The sequence below is a fragment of the Propioniciclava sp. genome (genome assembly GCF_029977985.1).
Lineage (GTDB): Bacteria > Actinomycetota > Actinomycetes > Propionibacteriales > Propionibacteriaceae > Propioniciclava.
This window is the reverse complement of the sequence record NZ_JARKOT010000016.1, coordinates 1-1855: the sequence shown is the minus strand read 5'-3', so window position 1 is coordinate 1855 and position 1855 is coordinate 1. Positions and strand designations below refer to the sequence as shown.

Below are 1855 nucleotides of genomic sequence, written 5' to 3'. Positions count from 1 at the left end.
GTCGCCAACTACGTGTCCAACCTCCTCAGCACCCTCCACGCAGCCGACCGCGCCCACCTCACCCGCCTCGTCCGATCTCCCGACCCTGCAAAGGGCGTCGCCGCCACACATGACGACGTCGACTTGAGAGAGCGTCGCCCCGCTGCTGCGACCAGACCTGAAAGGTGGAGTCATCCGTGACCCACTTCGCGACGCGCGGTTACTCCTCCATCGTGGATCTGTTCCTGGCTGCGGGGCGTACCGTGCCGGGGTTCCAGCACACGCTCGCATCGCTGTCCGCTGACAAGGCGTTTCGCTAGTCCCACAAACGGATTTCTGGGGTCTGTATGGGACTTCGGCTGTCCAGTCCCGTCCACCACCCAATCCCGGCAGACCGGCCACAACCCCTAGCCACCCCCACAAGTGGCCTACGGGCGACAGGTTTTCGTCCTGTGGACTTGTCGAGGCACAATGCCTAGCCAAAGCCACATTCTTGGTCGGGGCGACAGGACTCGAACCTGCGATCTCCTGCTCCCAAAGCAGGCGCGCTAGCCACTACGCTACGCCCCGGATCGGAGGCCGATCCTACCTCCTCACGCGCTGATCTCCCCCATCAGCAGCCACGCCAGTCCGTCGTGCGCCGGGTGCAGCCGGTCGGCGTGGTCGGCCAGCAGCAGGGCCGCCGCCTTCTCGGACGCCAGCGTCGCGGCCTCCCGCTCCGCCCAACCCTCGGGCACGTGTCGCAGGAGCGCGACGGCCAGGCCGGCGTCCGCCTCGGCCAGCCCGACGGGCTGGCCGGGCAACCCGGCACCCAGGCGGGCCACGAGGCCACGCACCGCCCGGCCCCAGCGTGCGGCGTCCGCATTGCGCAGCACCGCGCTCTCCAGGCCGGACAGCCCCGAGCCGGCCCGCGCGAAGACCGCCATCAGATCGAACGGAGGCAGCCCGGCGCGGAGGGTTGCCAGCCACAGGCGGCTCCCGATGATGCCCATGCCCGGCAGCGGGTCGGCCGCGAGCAAGGCGGCGCACGCGTCCTCGACGAGCCCGGCGTCGTGCGTCTCGTTCGCCACGACGCCCGCGATCGCAGGGCCCCACAGGTCCCCGCGCGCCAGCCAGTCCTCGCGTTCGAGCCAGTCGAGGGCAGCGCTCGCGTCCACGACCACCCGTCGCGCGAGCCCGCTCGCAACCACCGCCGCGGACGCCGACCCCACCCCTGAGGGCCGCGTCCGAATGATCTCCCCAGCCAACTCGCACACCAGCGCGGGAAGGGCCGGCGCGCACGTCATGCGCAGCCGCTGCACCCCCCGGACGCCGTGCACCGCGACCTCGCGTTGCCCCGCAGAGCCCAGCAGCACCGCGCCCGAGTCGGTCTCGGTCACCTGCACGCCCGGGCCGGGCACGATGGCCTGGTCGGGCGTGTGCAGCACTAGCTCGTCCCCGGGAGCGACGACGAGCTCGGGCAGCCACGGCGGCAGGGTCGCGGCGGCGGCGCCCGGCACGGTGATCGCCGAGAACTCCAGGGTGGTCTGGTGACGCCCGTAGGCCCGCAGCGAGCCCGTGGGGTGGGCGAGGTGGAACGCCGCGACTCCCGCCCCGAGCGCGTCGCCCCGCCGGGCGGCCGGCGAGACCACGGGCACGGACGCCGCCGCCCGCCAGAAGCCCCGGCGCACCGAGACGAGCAGGCACTCCCCCGGACCGTCCGCAGGCGCCACCACGAGGAAGCCCTCCACGTCGGTGGACCACGACCACCCGACCCACCCGGGTGCCACGCTCACCGCCACCCCCAGCGGCGGCAGTGCCTGCGTGTCGTCGGAGGTGTTGTCGAGGGAGACCGTGGTGGTCCAGCCCTCATCGTCGGGTTGGTGCCGCAGGCGGG

At 72.7% G+C, this 1855-nt stretch carries 2 protein-coding genes and 1 tRNA gene; 1 reads left to right on the top strand and 2 read right to left on the bottom strand.

Annotated features, from left to right (window positions below; translation table 11 throughout):
* The first annotated feature begins 176 nt into the window (after nt 1–176).
* A complete protein-coding gene (locus tag Q1K57_RS01685; protein WP_300078270.1) occupies nt 177–299 on the top strand; it encodes a hypothetical protein in 123 nt (40 codons plus the stop codon).
* 174 nt (nt 300–473) lie between these two features.
* Here the strand turns inward: Q1K57_RS01685 and Q1K57_RS01680 are convergent.
* Nucleotides 474–549 (bottom strand) — tRNA-Pro (locus Q1K57_RS01680).
* A gap of 23 nt (nt 550–572) precedes the next feature.
* Nucleotides 573–1855: hypothetical protein (locus Q1K57_RS01675; RefSeq protein ID WP_300078267.1), on the bottom strand; the 1283-nt coding region annotated here is incomplete at its 5' end.